The organism is Pseudomonas sp. S5D5 (genome assembly GCF_003013355.1).
GTDB classification, from domain to species: domain Bacteria; phylum Pseudomonadota; class Gammaproteobacteria; order Pseudomonadales; family Pseudomonadaceae; genus Aquipseudomonas; species Aquipseudomonas aylmerensis.
Genome location: NZ_PTEO01000001.1, coordinates 5,530,441 through 5,554,005 on the forward strand (window position 1 = coordinate 5,530,441; position 23,565 = coordinate 5,554,005).

Annotated in this window: 28 protein-coding genes; 4 read left to right on the forward strand and 24 right to left on the reverse strand. The window is 59.3% G+C overall.

The genetic code is table 11. From position 1 onward, the window contains the following. Nucleotides 1-17 precede the first annotated feature (17 nt). The gene (locus C9990_RS25260; RefSeq protein ID WP_106804998.1) at nucleotides 18-1,130 is read left to right on the forward strand and encodes a TIGR00730 family Rossman fold protein; all 1,113 of its coding nucleotides are present in this window, start codon (nucleotides 18-20) and stop codon (nucleotides 1,128-1,130) included. Between the two features lie 265 nt (nucleotides 1,131-1,395). Here the strand turns inward: C9990_RS25260 and recX are convergent, their stop codons facing one another. The 24 genes from recX to C9990_RS25375 all read right to left on the reverse strand — a co-directional run bounded on the left by recX (nucleotide 1,396) and on the right by C9990_RS25375 (nucleotide 18,167). Continuing rightward, entirely contained in the window at nucleotides 1,396-1,863 is a 468-nt protein-coding gene (recX, locus tag C9990_RS25265) for a recombination regulator RecX (RefSeq protein ID WP_065903279.1), read from the reverse strand. An 8-nt stretch (nucleotides 1,864-1,871) separates the two neighbouring features. Then, nucleotides 1,872-2,930: a recombinase RecA gene (gene recA / locus C9990_RS25270; protein WP_010170065.1), complete on the reverse strand. Its 1,059-nt coding sequence runs from the start codon at nucleotides 2,928-2,930 to the stop codon at nucleotides 1,872-1,874. A gap of 83 nt (nucleotides 2,931-3,013) precedes the next feature. After that, on the reverse strand, nucleotides 3,014-3,514 hold the full coding sequence (locus tag C9990_RS25275) for a CinA family protein (RefSeq protein WP_065903282.1): 501 nt from the start codon (nucleotides 3,512-3,514) through the stop codon (nucleotides 3,014-3,016). A gap of 81 nt (nucleotides 3,515-3,595) precedes the next feature. Continuing rightward, a complete protein-coding gene (locus C9990_RS25280) occupies nucleotides 3,596-4,066 on the reverse strand; it encodes a lysis system i-spanin subunit Rz (protein ID WP_106804999.1) in 471 nt (156 codons plus the stop codon). After that, nucleotides 4,054-4,611 (reverse strand): glycoside hydrolase family 19 protein, encoded by a 558-nt coding sequence (locus tag C9990_RS25285; protein ID WP_106805714.1) that lies wholly within the window; start codon nucleotides 4,609-4,611, stop codon nucleotides 4,054-4,056. Before C9990_RS25285 ends, C9990_RS25280 begins: the two co-directional genes overlap by 13 nt. Nucleotides 4,612-4,632: 21 nt before the next feature. Further along, a complete protein-coding gene (locus tag C9990_RS25290) occupies nucleotides 4,633-5,643 on the reverse strand; it encodes a contractile injection system protein, VgrG/Pvc8 family (protein WP_065903292.1) in 1,011 nt (336 codons plus the stop codon). 9 nt (nucleotides 5,644-5,652) lie between these two features. Next, entirely contained in the window at nucleotides 5,653-5,865 is a 213-nt protein-coding gene (locus tag C9990_RS25295; RefSeq protein ID WP_065903295.1) for a tail protein X, read from the reverse strand. Next, nucleotides 5,858-6,241, reverse strand: coding sequence for a phage tail protein (locus C9990_RS25300; protein ID WP_106805000.1), 384 nt, complete (start codon nucleotides 6,239-6,241; stop codon nucleotides 5,858-5,860). The genes C9990_RS25295 and C9990_RS25300 overlap by 8 nt, the downstream gene beginning before the upstream one ends. After that, entirely contained in the window at nucleotides 6,241-7,392 is a 1,152-nt protein-coding gene (locus tag C9990_RS25305) for a hypothetical protein (RefSeq protein ID WP_106805001.1), read from the reverse strand. The genes C9990_RS25300 and C9990_RS25305 overlap by 1 nt, the downstream gene beginning before the upstream one ends. Before the next feature lie 6 nt (nucleotides 7,393-7,398). Beyond that, entirely contained in the window at nucleotides 7,399-7,524 is a 126-nt protein-coding gene (locus tag C9990_RS32860; protein ID WP_034102430.1) for a hypothetical protein, read from the reverse strand. Further along, entirely contained in the window at nucleotides 7,521-8,093 is a 573-nt protein-coding gene (locus C9990_RS25310; protein ID WP_106805002.1) for a phage tail assembly protein, read from the reverse strand. The genes C9990_RS32860 and C9990_RS25310 overlap by 4 nt, the downstream gene beginning before the upstream one ends. Before the next feature lie 182 nt (nucleotides 8,094-8,275). Beyond that, on the reverse strand, nucleotides 8,276-8,782 hold the full coding sequence (locus C9990_RS25315; protein WP_106805003.1) for a phage major tail tube protein: 507 nt from the start codon (nucleotides 8,780-8,782) through the stop codon (nucleotides 8,276-8,278). Then, nucleotides 8,782-9,948, reverse strand: a complete 1,167-nt coding sequence (locus C9990_RS25320) for a phage tail protein (RefSeq protein WP_065903306.1) — start codon at nucleotides 9,946-9,948, stop codon at nucleotides 8,782-8,784. Before C9990_RS25320 ends, C9990_RS25315 begins: the two co-directional genes overlap by 1 nt. 2 nt (nucleotides 9,949-9,950) lie before the next feature. Further along, on the reverse strand, nucleotides 9,951-10,151 hold the full coding sequence (locus C9990_RS25325; protein WP_106805004.1) for a hypothetical protein: 201 nt from the start codon (nucleotides 10,149-10,151) through the stop codon (nucleotides 9,951-9,953). 59 nt (nucleotides 10,152-10,210) lie between these two features. Continuing rightward, nucleotides 10,211-10,639 carry a phage tail assembly chaperone gene (locus tag C9990_RS25330; protein ID WP_106805005.1) on the reverse strand — a complete coding sequence of 143 codons (429 nt, stop codon included), beginning with the start codon at nucleotides 10,637-10,639 and terminating at the stop codon, nucleotides 10,211-10,213. Nucleotides 10,640-10,641: 2 nt separating this feature from the next. Continuing rightward, nucleotides 10,642-12,654 carry a phage tail protein gene (locus C9990_RS25335; protein ID WP_177410355.1) on the reverse strand — a complete coding sequence of 671 codons (2,013 nt, stop codon included), beginning with the start codon at nucleotides 12,652-12,654 and terminating at the stop codon, nucleotides 10,642-10,644. Next, nucleotides 12,655-13,284: a phage tail protein I gene (locus C9990_RS25340; protein ID WP_106805006.1), complete on the reverse strand. Its 630-nt coding sequence runs from the start codon at nucleotides 13,282-13,284 to the stop codon at nucleotides 12,655-12,657. Beyond that, nucleotides 13,281-14,276 carry a baseplate J/gp47 family protein gene (locus C9990_RS25345; protein WP_106805007.1) on the reverse strand — a complete coding sequence of 332 codons (996 nt, stop codon included), beginning with the start codon at nucleotides 14,274-14,276 and terminating at the stop codon, nucleotides 13,281-13,283. The genes C9990_RS25340 and C9990_RS25345 overlap by 4 nt, the downstream gene beginning before the upstream one ends. Beyond that, the gene (locus C9990_RS25350) at nucleotides 14,273-14,605 is read right to left on the reverse strand and encodes a phage baseplate protein (RefSeq protein WP_106805008.1); all 333 of its coding nucleotides are present in this window, start codon (nucleotides 14,603-14,605) and stop codon (nucleotides 14,273-14,275) included. The genes C9990_RS25345 and C9990_RS25350 overlap by 4 nt, the downstream gene beginning before the upstream one ends. A 9-nt stretch (nucleotides 14,606-14,614) precedes the next feature. Continuing rightward, a complete protein-coding gene (locus tag C9990_RS25355) occupies nucleotides 14,615-15,226 on the reverse strand; it encodes a phage baseplate assembly protein V (RefSeq protein WP_106805009.1) in 612 nt (203 codons plus the stop codon). A gap of 3 nt (nucleotides 15,227-15,229) precedes the next feature. Then, nucleotides 15,230-15,745, reverse strand: coding sequence for a hypothetical protein (locus C9990_RS25360; RefSeq protein WP_065903322.1), 516 nt, complete (start codon nucleotides 15,743-15,745; stop codon nucleotides 15,230-15,232). A gap of 21 nt (nucleotides 15,746-15,766) precedes the next feature. Continuing rightward, nucleotides 15,767-16,111: a phage holin family protein gene (locus C9990_RS25365; protein ID WP_021492472.1), complete on the reverse strand. Its 345-nt coding sequence runs from the start codon at nucleotides 16,109-16,111 to the stop codon at nucleotides 15,767-15,769. A 601-nt stretch (nucleotides 16,112-16,712) separates the two neighbouring features. Beyond that, on the reverse strand, nucleotides 16,713-17,456 hold the full coding sequence (locus tag C9990_RS25370) for an XRE family transcriptional regulator (protein ID WP_177343939.1): 744 nt from the start codon (nucleotides 17,454-17,456) through the stop codon (nucleotides 16,713-16,715). A 150-nt stretch (nucleotides 17,457-17,606) separates the two neighbouring features. Then, nucleotides 17,607-18,167: a recombinase family protein gene (locus C9990_RS25375; protein ID WP_106805010.1), complete on the reverse strand. Its 561-nt coding sequence runs from the start codon at nucleotides 18,165-18,167 to the stop codon at nucleotides 17,607-17,609. A 311-nt stretch (nucleotides 18,168-18,478) separates the two neighbouring features. Here C9990_RS25375 and C9990_RS25380 point away from each other — a divergent pair, with 311 nt between their 5' ends. The 3 genes from C9990_RS25380 (at nucleotide 18,479) to mutS (ending at nucleotide 23,552) form a co-directional block, all read left to right on the forward strand. Continuing rightward, nucleotides 18,479-19,546, forward strand: a complete 1,068-nt coding sequence (locus tag C9990_RS25380) for a fatty acid desaturase (RefSeq protein ID WP_106805716.1) — start codon at nucleotides 18,479-18,481, stop codon at nucleotides 19,544-19,546. Nucleotides 19,547-19,603: 57 nt separating this feature from the next. Beyond that, the gene (locus C9990_RS25385) at nucleotides 19,604-20,749 is read left to right on the forward strand and encodes a serine hydrolase domain-containing protein (protein WP_106805011.1); all 1,146 of its coding nucleotides are present in this window, start codon (nucleotides 19,604-19,606) and stop codon (nucleotides 20,747-20,749) included. A 211-nt stretch (nucleotides 20,750-20,960) separates the two neighbouring features. Continuing rightward, a complete protein-coding gene (mutS, locus tag C9990_RS25390; RefSeq protein WP_065906753.1) occupies nucleotides 20,961-23,552 on the forward strand; it encodes a DNA mismatch repair protein MutS in 2,592 nt (863 codons plus the stop codon). Nucleotides 23,553-23,565 lie beyond the last annotated feature (13 nt).

Consider the following 23,565-nt stretch of genomic DNA (forward strand, 5'->3'; position numbering starts at 1 on the left):
GAAGAAGGAGAAGTTGAATGCCTTACGAACCGAATGACCGCCTGCTCCGTCATTTTGAAGAAAACGGGACCGACCTTACACAACAGGTCGAAGCACAACTCCAACTGGTCGCTCCCAACAGCCCGAACATTCCCCTGTATCGCGACATGATCCTGACCGTGCTGCGCATGGCCCAGGATGACCGCAACCGCTGGAACGCCAAGATAACCTTGCAAGCCATCCGCGAGCTGGACCATGCCTTCCGTGTACTGGAACAGTTCAAGGGCCGGCGCAAGGTCACGGTGTTTGGCTCGGCCCGTACCCCGGTGGAAAGCCCGCTGTACGCGCTGGCCCGGGAAGTGGGCGCGGCCCTGGCACGCTCGGACCTGATGGTGATCACGGGCGGCGGCGGCGGCATCATGGCGGCAGCCCATGAAGGTGCCGGCCTGGAACACAGCTTGGGCTTCAATATCACCCTGCCGTTTGAACAGCATGCCAACCCGACTATCGATGGCACCGAGAACCTGCTGTCGTTCCACTTCTTCTTTACCCGCAAGCTGTTCTTCGTCAAGGAAGCCGATGCGTTGGTGTTGTGCCCGGGTGGTTTCGGCACCCTGGATGAAGCCCTGGAAGTACTGACCCTGATCCAGACCGGTAAGAGCCCACTGGTGCCCGTGGTATTGCTGGATGCACCCGGAGGCGGCTTTTGGCAGGGCGCCCTGGACTTCATCCGCAGCCAGCTGGAAGCCAATCGCTATATCCTGCCGACTGACCTCAAGCTGGTGCGGCTGGTCTACAGCGCCGAAGAGGCGGTGGAAGAGATCAATCAGTTTTATGCCAACTTCCACTCCACACGCTGGCTGAAACGCGAGTTTGTGGTGCGCATGAATCACCCGCTCAGTGATCGAGCGTTGGCCCATTTGCAAAGCGAGTTTGCCAGCCTGCGATTGAGTGGGGATTTCCAGCAACTTGCCTACACGGGCGAGGAGCATGACGAGCCAAGGTTCAGCCATCTGACGCGGTTGGTGTTCAACTTCAATGGCCGCGATCAGGGCCGCTTGAGAGAGTTGGTGGATTACATCAACTTGCCGGAGAACTGGGCACAGGCTCAGGGGAAGGCGCAGCAGCGGTTGGCGCCGGAGCCGGCTTGATTTTTTGAAGGAACGACAAAAGGCCCACTATTTTCATAGTGGGCCTTTTTGGAGGGATCATTTTGGGCGGGTGGAGGGGATTGGGGCTGCTTCGCAGCCCAACGCGGGGCAAGCCCGCTCGCCACAGAAGCCCGATTGCCATAGACGCCCTTTTGCCACAGACGCCCGTTTGCCATAGAAGTCGGTGTACCACAGAGGCCCGTTTGCTACAGAAACTCGTTTGCCACGGGAGACGGGGTATCAGAGCAGGCGAGGCACCAAGGTGTCAGTCGTCCATGGCCTTACCGCTGAGCAAGCGGCTGATCATGTCCATCGAAAACCCGCGATAACTGAGGAAGCGCCCTTGCTTCGCGCGCTCTTTGGCATCGATGGGAAGATGGCCCGAGAACTTGCGACGCCAAGTGTCTTCCAGTTGCGACTGCCAACTGATCCCGCACTCTCGCAGGGCCAGGTCAATATCCGCGCGTTGCAGGCCTCGCTGGCTCAGTTCCTCACGAATGCGCGCCGGGCCGTAGCCCGAGCGGGCTCGGTAGGATACAAAGCTTTCAAGGTAACGGGACTCGGAAAGCAGCCCCTCTTCCGTCAACCGGTCGAGGGCGGTTTCAATCATCTCAGGCTCCGCACCGCGCTGACGCAGCTTACGCGTCAGCTCGACTCGACCATGCTCGCGACGAGCGAGCAGGTCCATCGCAGTGCGCCGAACGGCGACGAGTGTATCCAGTACAACTGTCATCGTTTGCTTCAGATGTCAGTGTCGACTTCTTCTACTTCCTCAACCGGCTCACGGTTGGCGGCAGCTTTCACGTCTGGCGCTGCAGTCAGCAGCTTGTCGCGAATCTGCTTCTCAAGCGTGGCGGCGATATCCGGGTTGTCCGCCAGGAACTTGGCCGAGTTGGCCTTGCCTTGGCCGATCTTGCTGCCGTTATAGGCATACCAGGCACCGGACTTCTCGACGAAGCCGTGCAGCACGCCCAGGTCGATCATCTCGCCGTTCAGGTAGATACCCTTGCCGTAGAGAATCTGGAACTCGGCCTGACGGAAAGGCGGGGCCACTTTGTTCTTCACGACTTTAACGCGGGTTTCGCTACCCACCACCTCGTCACCTTCTTTCACCGCGCCAGTACGACGGATGTCCAGACGGACCGAAGCGTAGAACTTCAACGCGTTACCACCGGTGGTGGTTTCCGGGCTGCCGAACATCACGCCGATCTTCATACGGATCTGGTTGATGAAGATCACCAAGCAGTTGGCGTTCTTGATGTTACCGGTGATTTTACGCAGCGCCTGGGACATCAGGCGGGCTTGCAGGCCCACGTGCATGTCGCCCATTTCGCCTTCGATCTCAGCCTTCGGCACCAGGGCAGCCACGGAGTCGACCACGATCACGTCGATGGCGTTGGAGCGCACCAGCATGTCGGTGATTTCCAGGGCTTGCTCACCGGTGTCCGGCTGGGAAACCAACAGGTCGTCAACGTTGACGCCCAGCTTGCCGGCGTATTCAGGATCCAGGGCGTGCTCGGCGTCGACGAACGCGCAGGTCGCGCCCATTTTTTGCGCCTGGGCAATCACCGACAGGGTCAGGGTGGTTTTACCGGAAGATTCAGGACCGTAGATTTCAACGATACGGCCTTTTGGCAGGCCGCCAATGCCGAGCGCGATGTCCAGACCCAGAGAGCCAGTGGAAATAGCCGGGATCGCCTGACGGTCGTGATCGCCCATACGCATTACGGCACCCTTGCCGAATTGACGTTCGATCTGACCCAGGGCCGCAGCCAAGGCTTTCTTCTTGTTGTCGTCCATTAAAGTCCTCACGTAATCAATAAGGCCTGACGGCCAACACCTGTATAAGTAGACAGTATTGTTCCACAAAGATCAGAGATCGCCTACCCCTGATTGTCTATTTCTGCTGCAGCTCGTCGCATCAAGCCTTCAAGGGCGGCCTTTACCGTCTGTCGGCGGACTTCGTCGCGACTGCCAGGGAAGTGCGCAAGCTCGGCCGTAACCTCGTCACCCACGCCAAACGCGAGCCACACCGTGCCCACCGGTTTGTCCGGCGAACCGCCATCCGGCCCGGCCACTCCACTCACCGCCACGGCGAACCGCGCCAGGCTTTTTTCCTGAGCGCCGCGCACCATCGCTTCGACCACTTCCTGGCTGACCGCACCGACCTTGGGAAATAACGCCTCGGGCACATTCAACTGACGGGTTTTCTGACGGTTGGAATAGGTGACATACCCTGCCTCGAACCACGCCGAACTGCCGGGAATCCGCGTGATCGCCTCGGCGATACCGCCACCGGTGCAGGATTCGGCCGTGGTGACGTGCGCATTGAGTACCTGCAAGCGGCGACCCAGTTCAGCGGCAAGTTGAGTGATTTCCTTCACGGTCATCTCCAGAAGTGGGTGGGGGTTTGCCTACCCTACAGGAGCAAATCGCGCATGCAAGCGACAGACTGGATCAAGAGATTAGCGGGCGATGGCGCGCACATACGCCTGGCAGGCGCGCAAGGCAATCAGGGCGTTATCACCGTCGTCGGTGATGCCGATAATTCGCTGAGCATGCGCCGGGTCAAGTCGGGCTCGCGCGGCTGCATGAACCACGCCGCCGGCGGTGGCGGTGGCTGGCACTGGACAGCCACTGGAGGCGTCGAGAAGGACTGACAACCGCACATCAGCAGTGGCCAGGCGATCACGCAGAGCTGCCTGATGACGTTGGGCATCGCTCAATTCCCGGGCATGTTGTTGGTCACTGGCACTGAGCTGTTGCTCCAGGGCCAGCCGTTTGTCCTGTTCAGCCTGCTGTTGCTGCAAGATTGCCTGAACCTGCAGTGCCGACAAGCGTTCAATCTGCACCCCGTACCGCCACGCCTGCACCTGCCAGACAATAGCCACCAGCAGGCAGACACCGATCAGGCGGCACACGCCTAAGACACGCATAACACCGCCTTGGCGCGCGCCCACAGGCGCAAACGGTCCTCCAGCCCATTGAGCCCACCGTTGATACGCCGTGTGATGGTGGTGAACTGATCGTGATCCGCCAGCTCGTTCAGGCCGTTGCTCTGCCAGAACCAGGCGGCCGATTCGACCGCCCATTGCGGCTGCTCCAACAATGTCGGTTCCCGCAACAGACGATCGTCGCCGAACAGGGCCTGGCTACAGGCCAGGTAGTTGCGGCGGCCGGTGATCTGGATCAGCCCCCGCCCCCGGTACTGTTGGCCGTCACCATCCGCTTCGGGCGTGTTGCCCAGGCGCACGGCCAATGCACCGGTATCGTACTTGCTCAAATACGCGTCACTGCCCAGTTCGCGCATGTAGTGCAATTCGCCGGACTCGTGGCCGATCTGGGCTAGAAAGGCGGCAGCGCGCTGCACACTGTTGATCTGGTACCGGATAAAGGCGGCATTGAAATCCGCTAAAAAAATGCCCGCTACACGGCGGGCTCCAGGCATGATTTGGATCAATTGGGGCTGAGTTATCACCACCACGTTCACCTTCAAAGGTCCTTATGTAGACAAACCACCGGCCGTGATCGTGCTGCGATAGCCCTTTACCGGGTCCCCCGCATTGATCACCTTGGTTATCGACCACTGGCCTTGCATATACGCCGGCCAGGTTTCATCCAGGCGCAGCAGCCCTTCGGCAGCCACCAACGGGTTACCAGGGCAATCAATCACCATCTCCAGCCCCTCTCGCCCGACGCGACGCAGTTCACCTTCAGCGACCGCACGCGCTTCCTCTTCGTTCTGGCAACGTTGGCGCAGGGTCTTGAAAGGCGCGACCCCGACCTCGACCACGTGCTGTTTGCCACCGGCAACATCCCACCAGGTGACACGGCTGCCCATGTATTTGGAGCGGGTTTTATCGTTGAGCGTGGCGGTTATGAAGGCCTGGTCACCGGGACGGTTATCCTGGGTCACGGACAACTTCACCTCCGGCAATTGTTTAAGGGACACCGATTTGGCTTGCCCCGCTTCGGCCAGCACATACAACTCGTTGAACGGCTTCGTCACCGCGTGGTAGCGACTGGCCAGTCGCGTGATAAACGCCATGTCGCTTTCATTGGATTGGTCGATATGAGCAATCGCAATACCCTCAAGCGACGGCGCCACACGCGGCGAAAAACCATGCCGGCCGACCAATTGCCGAAACAGTGCCCCCAGGGTCGTAGGCCCGTAACTGGCGGAGCGCCGCTGACGGTAGCCGCGCGGGTCGCCCACGCTGAAAGGTGCGGCCGTCGCGACGATCATCAGGCGCATGGGAAACAGGACGGGGGTACGTTGGGTAATCACGAACTCGCCCTTCTCTACCAGTCCCGACTCTGAGTAACCGACGCGCATGCCGATCTTGCCGCTCAAGCTCGGCAGACCTTCAAGGTCTTCGATATTGAGCGTCAGCTCCAGCCGGTCAGACTCGATACCCGCCGCGTCGGTGTGACTCCAGCTCATGATCCGTTGATTAAGCAATGCCGCATTGGCGCCGTAAAACTCCACGATCGGCGTAAATCCCTGAGCCATAAAACCTCCTCAATCCCACGCCAGGACAGGCCGCAACGCAGCCGGCCGTGATTGCATCTCCGGCACGATTACCCACACGCCCGCCGGTAGCACCGGGCCGTACTCGGCAAGATCCGGGTTCAAGCGCCACAGGGTTTCTTCAGCCACATCGTCGCAACGCCCCAACTCACGATAGAGCAGCAGATTGACCGAATCACCGGCGATACTTCGCACTCTACGCATTGACGAATTCCTCCAGTTCAAGGGTCCAAGTCATGACCATGGCGGTGCCGTCATCAATCACATTGCTCTGGTTTTCCTGCACCGAATTGATACGCCACAGGCCCCAGTTGCGGCCGATCCCATCCACCAGAGGCAAAGGCGCCCGCTTGTTTTGCAGCGCGCGCAGTTCATCCAGTCGCTGCATGCCGATGCCGTACATGGCGGCGCCGGTAAACGTGAGTTTTTCCAGCTTCTGTCCGCTTTGCCGCGACTGCGGCTTGCTGGCGATAATCGCCAGGTCGCTCCAGCCGCCGTCGCTGCCACGGGACAACGTGGAGTAGGCAAACCCTCGGGAAAGACCAAAGATAAAGTCGCCCAGTACCATTTGCTGTCGCATCAATCACCTCCTGGGTCGGTCAGTGCCGCGTTGCGCCGGATCCCCAGCGAGTCGGTGAGCATTGGCACGCATTGAAATTGCAGGGCCTGGATCACTTGATTGGCCACTTGCTGGGCGTCTGCCGGGTTGACACCGGTGATCTGGATACTCGGGGCAATCGAAACTTGAACGTTGTCGGCGCGAGCGCTGTTGAGCTCCTTGCTGACCGCGTTCGGCGGCGGCAGGCGGTCACTCGAACCGAACAGTTTTTCACCCAGCCAGGCGCCTGCCTCACTGCCCAATAAGCCACCCAGGGCCCCGCCGACCACGGTGCCTGCGCCGGGGAAGACCAGAGTGCCAATTGCCGCGCCGGCAGAAGCGCCCGCCCAGGCACCGCCGGCCGTACTCAGGCCGGTGCCGATGGCTTTGGCGTCGCCGTTGCGTACGCCCTGAATCACGTCCAGGGTGGCTTCGGCGGTTCTCAATGGCGCCAGCCGTCGAATGCCGGTGGATCCAAGCGTGGCAAAGGCATCGTTCAGGGCACCCGAAGATAGGTTTAGCCGCGATAACGTTGGTGCTGCAACGCTTGACCCGGCAAAGGATTGAAAGCTTTGCGTGGTCGCACCCGGTTGAATGCCTGGTGGCGAAGCAACCAAGGCCTGGCGTTTTTTTCCGAACGGGTTCGTTAGGCCTGAACCACGCCAACCCCGATTTTTGATACTTTTGGCGCCCTTAGTGATTAGGTCAAAGGTCAAATCAATCGTTTTTTCAGCAGCTTTGCTTTTCAACGCGTCCCACAACTCGCCTCCAACCGCCTTGGCCGCGCTCGCAAGATCACCATCAGCGGGCTTCTTGGGCTCATCTTTCAATACGCTCGTGGCAACATCAGCCGCTTTGGGCACCAGAGAGTCGCCATTGATGGACAACGTGCTGTTGAGCATCTCCAGCGTCTCGCGCAGTCGCACTTGCTCCTGGGTCAAGGCGTTGATGTCCACGCTGAGGGTGACCAACGCGGAGCGCAGTTCGAACGGCAGCTGCGAGGCCGCCTCCAGGCTTACAGGTGCCGCAGCACTTGTGGAAAACGGTGCCAGCACATTGCCTAGATCGGCCTCGCCGAACATCCAGCGAAAGTCCTCCTGGGCTAGCCTGAGCCCATATTTAGTCTCTTGCATCCCGCTCTACTCCTGTTTAACGCCAAGGCGAGTCATCGCGATGTCGTAGCGGCGCAATGCTTTTGCGGCATCCCAATCCAGGATCTCCGCTTCATTTACCGAGTAAACCAGCGGCACCACATCGAGGATCACTTCGATGTCGCGTTGCGAAAGAAGGCCGCCGGTTGATTTAAAAAATGGTCGATGCGCTCCTGCAATTCGGTCCAGTCGGGCACGGTCAGGCAGGCGAGATCGGGGATCATCAAGCCGCTGCAATGCGCGGTGATGAATTCGGCGCGCTCCTTGTTGGTGGCGAGTTTCTTCATCACCTTGGTGGCGCGCAGGGCGGGCATTTCCAGGACCAGTTCAGTCAGGGTGCGGCCCGCTGCGTCGAGGGGCAGCAACAGCTGGACGGGCTGGTCGTGGGGCGATTCCGTTTGTTCGCCAAGGAAGAATGACGCCGGACGAGTCGACATCTCGTGTACGTATTGGGCGATGGTCACGTAGTCCGGTCGCTTGAGTTGGTCGAGCTCTTTTTCCGACAGGCCGGTGGCGAGTTTCGCCAGTTCGAAGAACTGGTCATCCTCGTCATCACCGGCCCGGGCCAGCGCGTCTTTTTGCGCGGCGTAGTACAGCGGTTTGAGTTGAACCTGCTGGATCGTCGCGCCGGTATCGGCGGTGATCGGGGACAGCAGGACATGCAGCGGTGGCATCCAGGCCATGGGGCAATTCCTTGTTTATGCGATGTTGAAAGCAGCGCAAATCTAAAGCTGCGCGCGGTCAATGTGGGAGCTGGCTTGCCTGCGATGGCAACAGCTCGGTGCACCAGGCACACCGAGCCGCCTGCATCGCGGGCAAGCCCGGCGCCCACATTGGCTGTGTCCACTTCAGGTCACGGTAGCCCTTACGGCATCAATACAGCGCGGCGCGCGTCGCCGAGGATGTCGACGCCGTTGAGCACGAACTTCTGGGTGCGCACGTCGATGTCGATCACCGAAATACCGTTTTCCAAGCGGTTGTAAGTGCGGCAGGACAGCTCCAGGGTGGTGGTGGCCTTTTCGCCCATTTTCAGCTTGGCCTCGGTCAGGGATTTCAGCTTGCCGCCGACTGTGTGGTAAGTGAAATAGGTCTTGCCGTCCTGGTCCTGGCCGGCTTCGCGCACGTTCAGCAGGATGTCATCACCCAGGCGCACGCCCAGCGCCAACATGACTTCCGGGCCGGCGCCTTGCAGCACCAGGGTTGCGCCGAGCACTTTGCCGCTCTTGGCCATTTCTTCGGCGATGAAGCGCCCGCCGGACATGGACTCCATTTCGAACTCGATCTTCGGCGGGGAGAACTCCTCCACCGTCGCGGACAACGGCAGGCCTTGAAGGGTGGCCGCAATGGCCTGTCTGACTCGATTGGTAAACATTAGAGAACGTCCTCCAGGAACTGCTCGATGATTTCATCGCGGGCATTGAGTTGATAAATCATGTGTTCGTTCGGCGCGTAGCGGCCGTAGTCGATGACGATGTACCAGGTGCCGTTCTTGTACTTTTCGACACTGTTCAATTCCGGGTGCAGGTACACGCTGCCGCCGGGGATGGTTTCGTCGGCGACCAGGGTTTGCAGCCAGTCGTTGATGCGCTTGACCTCCTGGTCCATGAAAGACTTGGTGAGGTTCTTGGCCATGGCTTTCTGGCCGGCCTTGACCAGCTTGCGGCTGATCGCATCTTCAAGGCCCACGTAGCTGATGAACTTGCCGGTGATCGAGCGGTTGCCCAGCAGCGAGAAGCCGCCAAGGATGGTGCGCGCGTAGTAGCTCACGCCGTAGCGGTTGAGCAGGTCGCCCTCGGTGGAGGTGTCGAGGATGTTGTACTCGACCACGCGGGACACGTCCTCGGCAAACGTCACCTGATTGCCCGGGCTTTCCCACTGCTTGACCTTCGCCAACGCGGCGATAGCCAGGGACGAGGGGGCGAGAAACACGTTTTTCTTCGCCGCCTTGGAGTACACCGACGGCATGTTGTGCACCAGCAGGCACCGGTCGAAACCGAGGTCGGCACCGCCCAGTTCGCCGCTGTAGGTCACCTGGTCAGCCACTGCTGCGTCCTTGCCATCCAGCACCACGCGGGCCTTGATGCGCTTGCCGAACGCGGCAAACTCGCCGGCCACGGCCTTGGTGCCAGTGAAGCCCGGGGCACCGATGATGGTCAGGTCTTCCGGCACATTCGCCAGTGCCGCCAGGCCCAACTTGCGACCGGTGATCGGCTCGTCACCGCCAATCACGTTGTTGAGGGTGTCGGCCGGTGTCGCGCCCTCCTCCACGATCACCACGTACACCGGTACCTTCACCACTTTGAGGATCTGGTAGACGGCGTGAAACAGCGTGCCCGACTCAGCACCGGTGGGGTCCAGCAGCGCCTGGGTGGTGAAGCTGTTGATGCGCAACGGCGCGTTCTTGGGGATCGACGCATGCGCATTCGGCGCAGTGCCGACCAGGCCGATCACGTTGTCGCCAAGGCCACCCATGGCCTCGGGGGATTCAGTGGCATTGACGGTGATGCCGTTGTGCTCGAAGTTCAAAACCTCAGCCATGATTAGTCAGCCTTCTTGGTGGTGGCCTTTTTGGCCGGGATGGTTTGCTGCGCAGCAAGGACGCTGGTGAGTTCCAGGCGGCCGGCGGTGCGCAGGGCGGATGCTTCGACGTCCAGCAGTTCCAGCTGCTCGCCGGCGGTGGACCAATGGCCGGCGCCGGTGGGGAAAGGGATGAGGACGGTGTAGGTTTGGCGGTTTGCCATGTGGGGTAATCTCCAGGCGAAAAAAAACCGCGGAGGGCGGTTTGGGGGGCAGTTGAGGTTTAATCGGTGTGTTCGGCGAGCCAGTCCGGGGGGGCCGGACGCTTTTGCAACGTGGGAAAATCCGCAGACTGCGGCCAGTCACGCAGCAACTGCAGGTAGTTCAGCAACGCCGTGAAAGGCTCTGCTTCCAGCGTCGTTGGGATGCCCAATTCCAGCTGATCGCGATGCCGATCGCGCAGACCGGTCGCGGTCACCAACTGCCGGTCTCGCCACGCACGCTCTTTAGCGGCCATTTGCTCGATGCTCAGCCCTGGTGGATCAATGGCGACCGGGGCACCCAGCTCATCTGCAGCAATGATTTTTCCGGCAGCGTTTTGAGCGCGAAGCTCAGCGTGGCGCGCATGGGTGATTTCCTGGCAGGCCCTATCAGATGGCTGCATGCCGGGCAGATAAAATCCGCCCGTTTCTGCGCAATAAAAAATGCTCATGGTTATTTTCCGATTCCGATAACGAACATGTCGCGGTTGTTGGCTACTGCCGTGCCGATGTCTTGCCGGTCCAGGATGACCGTGGTTTTAGTCAGACTTCGATACTGTGCGGAGATACCGTCGTCGACACGGGCAAGTGACGAGTGCACCGCGCCGGAAATGGCATAACACGCATCGGGCCAGGCAAGTGGCCAGGTCAGTGTGGTGAACTGGTCAGCCGCCAGGGAGGCGCGGCCGTATTGAATCAGCAAGCCGCCGAGCCACGTTGGAAACAGGACGTATCCACTGGCTGCGGTGAAGTTCATTGCAAAGCCGAAGCGCATTTTTTTCGGGGTGACGATTGTGGCGTCATCGACCCCAGCGTCGGCTTGGGGTTGGGTGGCTGTCTTTGCCGTGCCTTGATTGGTTTCGGTTGCCTGTGAAGCGAGTACCGAAACGTCGATGGTTCCTTGATTGACCGGTGCGTTCCAGGCCTTGATGCACCACATGACTGCCAGGTTGCGAGGGCGGGTGACGCCGAAATTATTACCCTCGGCAGCCATCGTGCCCCCACTACCCGCAACGCCTCCATATGCGGCACCTGGGTAGTCAGAAGGGTTGGCGATGTCCAACCCGAACGATGTTCGGGCATTCGATTCAGGCGTGACACTTGCGTTATATAGACCGGTAACAGTGACTGTTGTGATCGTCGAATCTACCGTTTGCAGGCTGCCTTTTTGTGCAGTCCCAATATCTCGACCTGCGTCGATCCCACGCCCATGATCCCAGCCACGCAGGAATTCCCCACGCGATTCAGGCAGCCGAAAGAAGCCTGCTGCTTCGCTACCGGTATTGAACGTGGTGCCAAGATACCTGGCCAGGTCCGGATAGGCGGCGATGCTTTGCACACTGCCGTCCAGTTCCAGATACCCCGGTGGTACAGCTGCTTTGGGGAAAGGAACAATCGAGCCGACTGGAACAGCAGACTTAAGTGCATCGAGTTCACTGACCAGCGCGGCAATGTCGATATTTCCCTGATTGATGGGGGCGTTCCAGGCTTTGATGCACCACATCACCGCGAGGTTGCGTGGGCGGGTTTCTGCACCTAACCGAGGTTCGCCGTTTACGCCATCGCTAACAGGAGAACCCGAAGCGTTAGGATTTATGATCCCGCTACCGGTCGCTAGAGCGGAACCGCCCGGGCCGAAAGCTGAATATGCTGTAGAACCCTTAGGCGGTGCATGAACGTGACCCTGCATCTGATCAAGCTGACTTACGCCAATTGCACGCCCAGCATCAACCCCCCGCCCATGATCCCAACCCCGCAAAAACTCCCCACGCGACTCTGGCAGTCGAAAATTCCCGGCGCCCTCATCCCCCTTATTGAACGCCGTACCCAGAAACTTCGCCAAATCGGGATAGGCCGAGGCACTCTTCACGCTGCCATCAATTTCCAGGAATCCCACCGGGACCTTGTCGACTGGAAACGCAACCATGGACCCCACCGGCAGCGCCGAGGACTGAGCAATCATCGCCTCAATCTCGGCCTTGGAATACGTCCCCTGCTTCAGATAATCCATCACCCAAGCCCGAGTCGCCTTCACCACCGTGTCATCAATCAACAACGTCACAATCGCCGCGTTACTCGTCTCGAAGATCGAGCGAATATAAAACTCCTTCCCCGAGCCCGAAGTCGCCAACACCGGCTTATACGACTCTGGATACTTGACGATGGCATACAAGATTCCGGTGTCCGTCCACAGCCCGGCTTCGCGCACATACCAGCCGCCGACATCCGATGGAATGGTGACTTCGGCCATCAGCCAGTTGGCGTTTTTCTCGTCCTGGAACAGCGCATTCAGCGGTCCGCGCCAGACTTCGCGTTTCAGCGCTTTTGCGCTGGCATCGGGGTTGTAGACGGCGCCGTTGCCGTCGCCGACGGAAATCTGCGCCAGTTTGATCGGCACGCCAGCCGCCTTGCAGGCGGTTTCGTAGGCGATCCCCGCATTCGTGAGCAGGGTGTAATAGTCAGCCATTTAGTGCTCCTGTGGATAAAGGGTGGTGGTTTCGACGCTGTACAGACCGGCCGCCATAAAGGCGCGGCCCGCGGCCTCGACGCCAGCCAGCACGCTTGGGTAGATCGTGGTGAGTTCGCCGCACAGCGTGGCGGCGCCAATGACATGGCGACCGAAAGCACTCAGGCCCACCGAGATCGACAGGATGTCGCGCTCGCTTTTGGCGTCGGCCAAGCGGCGGTCGAGTCGGGCATCGATGGTTTCGCTGTAGGGCAAATCGGTCCAGGCGCGTACGGCAAAGCTGTAGGGCACACCCGGTGGTTTCTGTTCGTACCAGGCGCGCACTTCGGGGCTCAGTTGCAAGCCCTTGGCCGCATTTTCCAGGGCCTGGCGGGTACCGGCCTGTCGCGCGGTGGGCCAGGCAAGTTTGACGGTCAGGCGCTTCTCCGCCTCGGGGGCCGTGGTGCTCCATTCGTTCACCGCGCGGTCCGCTGCCAGGTAGGGCAAGAACGCCGAAGGCGTGTGATCCGGGTCCATCAACTGTGGGAAAGGCGGCGTGACCCGCTCCAGCAAATAGCCGAACCCCAGGTCCAGAGCTTTCTCAAGCGGTGAGCTGTTGGCGGGCAACAAGCTCGCTTTGGGTTCAGTCATAGCGTGCGCACCTCCACCTCGACGCCCGTGCAGTACGGGGCCTGGAATGCCGTGCTGATAATCGGCTGCAGCGGTTCGAGGATTTGCAGCTGCGCGGCGCCGGCACTGTGGATGGCGTAGTCGATCCAACTTGGGTCGACGCGCCCTTCCAGGCGATGGCAGGAGTCGGCATAGGTTTGCAGCAGCTGTTGTGCAGCCACTTGGGTCAGGCCCGAATCCGGACCGGCATTGATCTTGGCCACCACGCGAATCTTGTAGTGTTGAATCTGTGCACCTTGGACCGTGACGAGGTCAGTTTCCGGCCGTACATCGGGCCGTGCGAAATGTCGACGCACACCGTCAAGCAAATCGGCAGAAGCACTGCCATCACCCTCCCTGGACAGCACAGTGACCATCACTTCACCGGGCGCGGTGCGTCGTGCGTTTCCGTCCTTGACCTGGGCCGCATAACCGTCCGGATCAAAGGTGTAGCTGACGGTCACCACGCCAGGGGTGGCGCTTTGCACCTTCACCGCCGGCCGCTCGCCGAGGGTAAACACCTCACGGCGATACTGCATGCGCGAGCCTGCTGCCGGCGCATGGGGCGCCAGGTAATAGCGCAGGCGGGCATCATCATCGCTTTCCAGGGTCGGCGGCACGGGCGGGAACGCGGCGGGATCGCCTGGATCGAGCACCTGGCGCTCAAGGCCCATGTCCGCCAGGCGTGCATCCAGGTTACTGCCGGTCGCCCACCACGCCAGCATCTGCTTGATGCGGGCGTTGTACTTGCGTTCGTGGGTTTGCAAGCGCACGCAAAACGCTTCCAGGGCCAGGGTCAGCAGTTCGCTTTCATTGTCGAGGCTGACCTTGAGCTTAGCCGCGCTTTGCGGTGCTCGGGTGGCGACATAGTCGACGACAAACGCCTTGAACTCGGCGAGCAACGGCTCGAACGCGTCGACCGTGATAATCGCCGGTTCCGCCAATTGGTTCTGGCCTGGGATCAACATGCTCATGTCACGACCTCAAAAGTCTGTTGGCGGTTTTTCCAGGTGCCGGCAAAACGCAGCAGCAGGCCGGCGCCCTGGCGAGTGGCGACGATGACCTGGGGTTGGAAGTCGGCGATGCCGTTCTGAGGGTTGAAAAAGGCTTGGGCGGCATGGCTTTGGGCGAGGAGCAAGAGGTCATCGCCGAGGTTCTGGCCGAGCAGTTGCGGGACCATCGAGCCGTACAACGGGCGCTTCTGGCGTGTCCCTACGGGGGTGGTCAGCGCTCGGGTGGCGCGCTGTACAAATTGCAGCCAGTCATCCACGGCTGCCCCGGTGTTCCTGTCGATTCCGATCATGGCAAATCCTTATGCGCTGCTGATCACGCGACCCTGGTGATCCACCACCGGGCCGCTCAAATGCACACCGGTGGCATCCAGCAATAAGCCGGTGGCGCCGAGTTGCAGGGTGATGCTCTGGGCATTCATGCTCAGGCTCGCGGCGCCGACCTTGAGGTCGACCTGCTCGCGGGAGCCGCTGAATGTGGTGGGGCCGTTGACCCAATTGAAAATGTGGCTGGCGTCGTCATAGTCGCTTTGGGTGCCGTCCTGATAACGACGGCGCGTCAGCGACGCCACAGCGGACACGGGCGGAAACAGACCACTGTTGAGGCCGAACAAAGCCACAGACTGCGTCCCCCCTTCCCCGCCGCCGTAGTTGAGCAGCAGGCACTGCTCGCCCACTGAAGGGATGCGGGTTTCGGTTTGCGCCCCAGCGCTCGGATTGAAAAACTGGATCGCCGGGCTGAGTAGGTCCCCGTGGCTGACCTTGCAGGTACCACTGGCGGCATCAACCTCCTGGCACACGCCAATCCGGCAGAAACTTTCTGCGCGTCGATACAGGTCTTCCAGCTGGGCTTCCATTTCCGCCAGGCGTTCGACGATCGGCCCCAGTTGCATGCGTAGCAATGCATCGAACATGGACTACTCCTGCAGGGGTCGATATTGATCTGGATCGTCGATGTCCGAAACTTCCCAGGTGCGGGCAAACAGCGGTTTGCCTGTGGGATCCTCGAGCAGTAACGGGCCGAGATAGAGGGTTTGGGTGAAGGAAACGATCCAGGTGTCGTAGTCCGTTTCGGTCCCGGTCAATCCGAAAGGCGCCGCGACGATAGCCGTCGGCAGGTCACACTGGTCGGGCGGCAGGCCCCAGCGGTTATCCAGGGCCAGGTCCATCAATTGGCTGGCCAGGTCGCAGGCTTCAAAGGCTGCCGCCCCGCTGGCGACCGTGGCCCTGAGTGAGACCGACAAGGCATGCGCCTTGCGCCCTTCAAGGGAGCGAACGGCGGGTCCGTTGCGCTCGACGCTGATCAGCACGCCGGTTTTATCCGCGACGCCGGTAAAGTCCTGATAATTGCCTACAGGCAAGTGTGGGAAGGCGCTCTTCAGCGCCGCTCCAATCGCCACGGGCAACTGGGAAGGTTTTTCGATAAGGCTCATGTGGTTGCATCCTTGCTGCGGTTACTGCTGGTCCGGGCGCGAGGTCGGGGTCTCGTCGACCCCGATGCGCTTGGCTGCCCAGCGTTCATAAAGGCCAATGGCGACATCCGCGCCGGCCATGGCGGTCAGGCAACCAATGGCGCCGGCAGTCCAGATCGACATGCCGGCGGCGTAGCAGAGCATCAGTGCCGAGACCCCGCAGACCATGCATGCACCGGACCGCAAGGCCAGGCGTCGTACCAGTGACCAACCGCGCGCGCCCTCCTTGTCGGCGCGCCACATTTCACCGGACACCCCGCCGATCAGGGCCAGTACGATCACCAGCCAGATAGGCATTTCCGCTAACGCTTGCTGCTCGTTTGTCATGTCACGCCTCCTGGCTGAGCACTACCGGCGCAGGGCCGGCTCTTGGGTAAATCCATTTATGGGTAGGCATTCCAAAAAGCCCGGTTGCCCAGGCTTTTCAGTAATGCGGTCCAACATCGATCTTTCGGCGCTACTGGCGCGGTACGGATCTTTCCTCAATGTTTTTCCGACCACGATCCCTGTCTGCCGGATAACTGCTTCTGGTGCTTTACGCTGCACACCCGGGTCAGTTGCCAACCCTCTGAACCGTTATCAGGCCGGTTCATCGCTGCCTTTTTTGTTGAAGCGGTATGACTAAAGAGCGTCGGCATCCTTGCCGGTGTTGCCTGGCCTCCCTGCCATCGCTCTGATGGCGTCCTTGCCGATGTTGCGTGCCTTCCTTGTCTTCCTTGGCAGCATCCTTGCCGCCTCCACCAGGCCTTGTTGGCTGGCTTGAGATGGAGAATATGCATGTATGCATATACAGTCAATGCACAAATGCATTTATTTTTAGCCGTGAAATGCACGAATGCATTTCAGGCCTTGCAACGCTAGGCTTTGCCGATTTTCTGCAGGCGAAAAAAAACCCGCTAATGAGCGGGCTTTGTCTTACGCAAGAAGGCTAACGGGCGTACATGCCCCACCAGAACACATGACCGAGGATGCTGATCTGCTCATCCTGGATATCCTGGAAGCTGTAGTCTTCATCCGGGTGTTCATCGCGATTAAAACTGCGCAGACGAATCCCGGAAGGCAGGCGGTAGAGCTGTTTCACCCGCAGTTGGCCATTGTGATTGATGGCATACAAGTCACCATCGACGATGTCACCAATGCCACTCTTGCCCGCATTCACCCCCACCGTGGCGCCATCACGCAGTACCGGCAGCATACTGTTGCCGCGCACCGTCACACACTTGGCCTGGTCGAACTGCACACCGTTGTGTCGCAGACTGCGTTTTCCAAAACGCAGGCTGGCCTTTTCGCTTTCCTCGATGACGAATCTTCCTGATCCAGCAGCCAATTCAACCTCGCGCAGAAAGGGGATCGACACCTCGTCGTCATTCACGGGGGTGTCGTCGTCCCACAGGCTTATGTCCTTGAGTTCCGAATGCATCGGGTCGCGCCCGTCCTCGCGCAAAGCGCCCACCGCCGCGCGCCCGCGCAACTGGTCGGTGCTCACGCGAAAGTACTCGGCGATGCGGGAGATGTGTTTATCCGACGGATCAACGATCTTGCCGCTGAGGATCCGGGACAGTGTGGATTGAGGCACGCCGGTACGCCGGTGAAGCTCCGTGGGGGAGATCCGGTCGCGATCCAGCAGTTCTCTTAAGACGATAGAAACGTTGCGTTTTTGCATAACGCGGATAGTGACGGGAGTTTTGAGGGTTGGCAAATGCTAATTTGCATAATATATGCAATCAGAAAATCCAGCCCACGCCTTGCATCGGCCCTGGAGCCTACGCAATCGGCGACTTCAAATCCGGGCAAGCCTTCGGCGATTCCTCCGCAGGCGCGCCTATGTCGATCTCAAGTATCGATAAAGCGTCTGGCGACTGATATCAAAATCACGCGCCAATTTGGATTTGCTTTCACCGGCGCCGGCTCGGTCAATTAAATTGACAACCTGATTGTCAGACAGTTTCTTCTTGCGACCTCTGTAGACTCCGCGACGCTTTGCACTGGCGATACCGGCGGCCTGTTTTTCCCTCATCGCCGTGCGCTCGAACTCTGCAACCAACTCCATTACCGCAATAATGGTCTCCACCACTTCAAGACAGTCATGCCGAAAGATCAGGCTTTCGTTGGAAAACTCCAGCGTTACCTGCTTATCAATCAGTCGCCGAATGATGACGCACAGCTGCTCGGTACTGGAAGTGAGCGTTGCCATGCTGTCCACTACCACAGTATCTCCGCACTGAAGGTAGCGAATCAGCCCTTCAAGGCCTGCACGATTCGCGGCATTGTCTTCAGGCTCATCGTAAAACACTGCGTCAAATACATCGTGGCTGTTTGTCTCTACGCTGCCGTCAGATTGTTGCAGAGAGTGCCGGAAATACTTGATGCGATGTAATCTCATGATGCCTCCTTGGCAGTACTTGTACAATGTCCTTTAATACTTGTACAAACTGTAACTAAATCCTTTAGTTTTAAAACTTTACACAAAGAACTGTATAGCTAACCCACCTAAAATACACAGTTGCAAAGACTTTAACTTACCTTATCATTTTGAGACCTGGAATAAGCCTAACAACTTTTCAACACACCGTCGATTTCGTTGCGCGTGAATTCGCCAGGGAATTTTAATGCCGACCGCTTTATTGCCCAGCGTATTGACTTGACCGGCTTGACAAGGCTGGTTACTCCCCGATGCAAGCAGAGGATGAATGGATGAAGATCTTGGAAGGAGCCATCGAAATTGATCGACCGAATACCGATCAGGAAAAGATCGAGACGGTAACCCGGAGCATTACCCAGCACGGAAACCACCTGCGCCAGCGTTACCCTATCCTGCAGTATCAAAATGCATTGGGGGCAAGCGTGATGGTGTTTTCCCTGGCAGGGATGGTCATCACGGGAGGTCTCTACATAAAGGGTTTTATTCCCGGATGGGCGTGCATTTTGATCAATGCGCTGCTGACGTCATTTATTCATGAAATCGAGCATGACTTGATTCATCGCCTCTATTTCAGAAAGCAACCCTTCGCTCACAACGCCATGATGTTTTTGTGCTGGCTGGCCCGGCCGGGCATGCCCAGTCCATGGCTAAGGCGCACACTGCACTTTCATCACCATAAAGAGTCCGGCACTGAGTCGGATGTCGAAGCATGGATTACGACCAGTGGCAGCCCGTGGGGAATACTGCGTTTATTGAAACTGGTCGATGGGTTTTTATTTGGTTTTCTAAATGCGGTGTTCGCGCCGGGATGGCGGCAAAAGGTAAAATTGTTAGGCAAGATTATTCGACTCAACACGCCGTTTGGGCTGTTGTATTGGGGTTGCTGGTATGTATTCCTGGGCTATCACCTCTACGCCGGGGTGGGGTCACTTATGGGTGAAGCGATTCACAGTTCTGCGGCGACCCTGGCGTTTATGGATATCGTCAACAGCATCGTCGTAATCCTTATTGCGCCCAACCTGCTACGGCAGTTCTGTTTGTTCTTTATAAGTTCAAACATGCACTATTATGGCGATGTAGCCCCGCGTAATCCATTACAACAAACCCAGGTAATGAACCCGTGGTGGTTGTGGCCGTTTCAACTGTTCTGCTTCAACTTCGGCAGCACGCACAGCATTCACCACTTCGTGGTGAGAGACCCGTTCTATCTTCGCCAGATGACAGCGCCTTATGCTCATAAAGTCATGGCGCAGGCAGGCGTCAGGTTCAATGACTTCGGCACATACAAACGGGCCAACCGTTTTTCCAAAGAGCACTCTCAAACTCGCTCGCGAGGGTGAGTTCGTCGCATTGCGCACGTTTCAAAGGCATCACTGCACCTACAAGGAGTCCGGGGTATGAAAGCGCAAGGGATATGTGCAAGGCAGTTTGAAGCGGTCAAGCAGGCCTTCGAGGAGATGTTTGATGATCCGCAGGAGCGTGGCGCCGGGCTGTGCGTACAGGTTGGTGCAGAAGTGGTGGTCGACCTGTGGGCCGGCATGGCGGACCAGGCGGGCGTGAAGCCTTGGGCGCGCGATACGCTGGCCAATACCTTTTGCGTTATCAAACCCTATGTCGCGGTGGCCGTTCTGATGTTGGTCGAGCGCGGCAAGTTGGAGCTGGACGCACCTGTGGCCCGTTACTGGCCTGAGTTCGCCCAGAACGGCAAAGCCGAAGTCACCTTGCGTCAAGTGATGAACCACACTGCGGGACTGCCGGCGCTGCGAGCCCCCGACCATAACGCCATGATGTACGACTGGGAGCATATGGTGCAGGTATTGGCGGCCGAACCGCTTTGGTGGGAGCCGGGAACAGACTTGGGCTACGGCACAACCACCTTTGGCTGGATTCTCGGTGAGTTGATTCGTCGGGTGGACGGACGAGATCCCTGTGTCTTTATCCACGAGGAGATTCTGGCCCCCCATGACCTCGATGTTCACCTTGGCGTGGACGAACAACACTTTCATCGTATCGCGCGATTCGACAGTGCCTCGGGGCGGGTCGGTGATCCTTACTCACAAGCGTTGCGCACGGTGCTGAAAAACCAACCTGCGCATATCGCAACATTGGCCTTCACCAATCCCGGCATGGTACCCAGGCGAACCAGTGACCCGCGCTGGTGGGCCTATCAGCAACCGGCTGTGTGCGCGCACGCTACGGCGCGGGGTTTATCCGGCTTCTACAGTGCATTGATGGCGGGCAACTATATCGGTCACGAACTGCTCAGTGAATTCACGCAAGAGCACAGTCATGGCATGGATCGGGTATGGATGCGCCCCATGCGTTATGGATTAGGCTGCATGCTGGAGCAACAACGCGACCCGACGGCTTCTCACGCCATGGGCCCGGGCACCTTTGGCCATATCGGGCTGGGCGGACCGATAAGTTTCGCCGATCCCGAAAAGCAAGTGAGCTTTGGTTTTGTCACCACTACCTCGGGCAGCCATTCGATGATTGATCCTCGGCCCAGGCGGTTGTCGTCTCTGGTGTATGCGGCGATTTGATGTGGCCGCTTGGAGCAAGCTCCCTCGCCACAGTGACGGTGTTCTTTATTAAGTGATGGGTATAGGGGGCCGCAGCGCCTTTGCGTTTTCCCTAGCCGTTTGCATCCTGCGAAGGGCCGACCTCGCGTGTTAACCTTGCGCCCATCGCAAAAAATGCTGGGCCAAGCGCCCCCTTTGCCCCATCACTTTCAACGAATTTGCCTACGACCCAATGAGTAAAAACACGTCCGATCTGTCCTCCCACACCCCAATGATGCAGCAGTACTGGCGCCTGAAAAACCAGCACCCTGATCAGTTGATGTTCTATCGCATGGGCGACTTCTACGAGATCTTCTACGAAGACGCGAAGAAGGCTGCCAAGTTGCTGGACATTACCCTGACCGCGCGTGGGCAGTCGGCGGGGCAGTCGATTCCGATGTGCGGGATTCCTTACCACTCGTTGGAAGGCTACCTGGTCAAGCTGGTGAAGCTGGGCGAGTCGGTGGTGATCTGTGAGCAGATCGGCGATCCCGCGACGAGTAAAGGCCCGGTCGAACGCCAGGTGGTGCGCATTATCACGCCGGGCACGGTGAGTGATGAGGCGCTGCTGGATGAGCGTCGCGACAACCTGATCGCGGCGGTATTGGGCGACGAGCGTCTGTTCGGCCTGTCGGTACTGGACATCACCAGCGGCAACTTCAGCGTGCTGGAGATCAAGGGTTGGGAGAACCTGCTGGCGGAGCTGGAACGCATCAATCCGGTGGAATTGTTGATCCCGGATGATTGGCCAAAGGACCTGCCGGCGGAAAAACGCCGTGGGACAAAACGCCGTGCGCCGTGGGATTTCGAGCGGGATTCTGCGCTGAAAAGTCTGTGCCAGCAGTTCTCGGTGCAGGACCTCAAGGGCTTCGGTTGCGAAACCTTGACCCTGGCCATCGGCGCTGCCGGTTGCCTGCTCAGTTATGCCAAGGAAACCCAGCGCACCGCCCTGCCGCACTTACGCAGCCTGCGTCATGAGCGTCTGGACGATACCGTGGTGCTCGATGGCGCGAGCCGTCGCAACCTGGAACTGGACACCAACCTGTCAGGCGGGCGTGATAACACCCTGCAGTCGGTAGTCGACCGTTGCCAGACCGCCATGGGCAGCCGCTTGCTGACCCGTTGGCTGAACCGTCCGCTGCGCGATTTGAGCGTGCTACAAGCTCGCCAGACCTCTATTACCTGCCTGCTCGACCGCTATCGCTTTGAAAAACTGCAGCCACAGCTGAAGGAAATTGGCGATATCGAACGCATCCTGGCACGGATCGGCCTGCGCAACGCGCGGCCGCGTGACCTGGCGCGCCTGCGCGATGCACTCGGCGCCCTGCCGCAGTTGCAAGCGGCGATGACCGAATTGGACACGCCGCACCTGCAGCAACTGGCCGTCACCGCCGGCACCTACCCGGAACTGGCGGCGTTGCTGGAAAAGGCGATCATCGACAACCCGCCGGCAATCATCCGTGACGGCGGCGTATTGAAGACCGGTTACGACAGCGAGCTGGACGAACTCCAGGCCCTGAGCGAAAACGCCGGGCAATTCCTGATCGACCTGGAAGCCCGCGAAAAGGCCCGCACTGGCCTGGCCAACCTTAAAGTCGGCTACAACCGCGTGCATGGCTACTTTATCGAGTTGCCAAGCAAGCAGGCCGAGTCGGCGCCGATCGACTACCAGCGCCGCCAGACCCTCAAAGGTGCCGAGCGCTTTATCACCCCTGAGCTGAAAGAATTCGAAGACAAGGCACTTTCGGCCAAGAGCCGCGCCCTGGCTCGGGAAAAGATGCTCTATGAAAACCTGCTTGAAGACCTGATCAGCCAACTGGCGCCGCTGCAGGACACGGCAGCCGCCCTGGCGGAACTGGACGTACTGAGCAACCTCGCCGAACGCGCGCTGAACCTCGACCTGAACTGCCCGCGTTTTGTCAGCGAGCCCTGCATGCGCATCGTGCAAGGTCGCCACCCGGTTGTAGAGCAGGTATTGACCACGCCATTCGTCGCCAACGACCTGTCGCTGGATGACGATACCCGCATGCTGGTGATCACGGGGCCGAACATGGGCGGTAAATCCACCTACATGCGTCAGACCGCTTTGATCGTGCTGCTCGCACACATCGGCAGCTTTGTGCCGGCGGCCAGTTGCGAATTGTCGCTGGTGGATCGCATCTTCACGCGGATTGGCTCCAGCGATGACCTGGCCGGTGGCCGTTCGACCTTTATGGTGGAAATGAGCGAGACCGCCAACATCCTGCACAACGCCACCGAACGCAGCCTGGTGCTGATGGACGAAGTGGGTCGCGGCACGAGCACCTTCGACGGCCTGTCCCTGGCCTGGGCTGCAGCCGAGCGTTTGGCGCATTTGCGCGCCTATACGCTGTTTGCCACGCACTATTTCGAGCTGACCGTGCTGCCGGAAAACGAGCCGCTGGTGGCCAACGTGCACCTCAATGCCACCGAGCACAACGAGCGCATCGTGTTCCTGCACCACGTGCTGCCTGGGCCGGCGAGCCAGAGTTACGGCCTGGCCGTGGCGCAACTGGCCGGTGTCCCCACGGAGGTGATCACCCGTGCCCGCGAGCACCTGAGCCGCCTGGAAGAAACCGCACTGCCCCACGAGCTTCCCGTGGCAAGCCCGGCCAAAGCCAGCAAAAAAGCCAGCGCGCCCCACCAGAGCGATCTGTTTGCCAGCCTGCCCCACCCAGTGCTGGACGAGTTGGCTAAACTTGACCTGGATGACTTGACGCCGCGAAAAGCGCTCGAAATGTTATATGCACTTAAGACTCGGATATAACGCAGACGCTTGC